The sequence below is a fragment of the Bacillus sp. BB51/4 genome, assembly GCF_008368845.1.
Classification (GTDB): Bacteria; Bacillota; Bacilli; order Bacillales; family Bacillaceae_G; genus Bacillus_A; species Bacillus_A wiedmannii.
In genome coordinates this window covers 1-686 of record NZ_QOSC01000033.1, presented here as the reverse complement: position 1 = coordinate 686, position 686 = coordinate 1, and the positions used below count along the sequence as shown (strand labels likewise).

Here is a 686-nt window from a genome sequence, read left to right as displayed (position 1 = left end):
ATGTTAACCACTACACCACGGGACCATTTGGTTGCGGGGACAGGATTTGAACCTGCGCCCTTCGGGTTATGAGCCCGACGAGCTTGCTCCACCCCGCGACAATACTATTTATATAATTTATATGGTGGAGGATGACGGGATCGAACCGCCGACCCCCTGCTTGTAAGGCAGGTGCTCTCCCAGCTGAGCTAATCCTCCAAAGTGGTGACCCGTACGGGATTCGAACCCGTGTTACCGCCGTGAAAGGGCGGTGTCTTAACCACTTGACCAACGGGCCAATATTATAAATCCTATGGCGGAGAGCAAGGGATTCGAACCCTTGATACGCTTGTGACGTATACACGATTTCCAATCGTGCTCCTTCGGCCAACTCGGACAGCTCTCCAATGGCTCCGCAGGTAGGAATCGAACCTACGACCGATCGGTTAACAGCCGATAGCTCTACCGCTGAGCTACTGCGGAATAATATTGCTTGGCGACGTCCTACTCTCACAGGGACAAGGTCCCAACTACCATCGGCGCTAGAGAGCTTAACTTCCGTGTTCGGTATGGGAACGGGTGTGACCTCTCTGCCATCATCACCAAACTATGAAGGCATATTCCTTCAAAACTAGATAACATATTGCTTCATATTATATGGTTAAGTCCTCGATCTATTAGTATTCGTCAGCTCCACATGTCACCAT

5 tRNA genes and 1 rRNA gene are annotated in these 686 nt (G+C 50.6%); all 6 read right to left on the bottom strand.

Annotated elements, in window-relative coordinates:
• Positions 1–28: 28 nt before the first annotated feature.
• Positions 29–98 (bottom strand) — tRNA-Met (locus tag DN392_RS29205).
• 24 nt (positions 99–122) lie between these two features.
• Positions 123–198 (bottom strand) — tRNA-Val (locus DN392_RS29200).
• A gap of 4 nt (positions 199–202) precedes the next feature.
• Positions 203–277, bottom strand: a tRNA-Glu gene (locus DN392_RS29195).
• 16 nt (positions 278–293) lie between these two features.
• Positions 294–385: transfer RNA gene (locus DN392_RS29190), tRNA-Ser, on the bottom strand.
• A 2-nt stretch (positions 386–387) separates the two neighbouring features.
• Positions 388–462, bottom strand: a tRNA-Asn gene (locus tag DN392_RS29185).
• 8 nt (positions 463–470) lie between these two features.
• Positions 471–586: ribosomal RNA gene (gene rrf / locus DN392_RS29180) — 5S ribosomal RNA — on the bottom strand.
• Positions 587–686 lie beyond the last annotated feature (100 nt).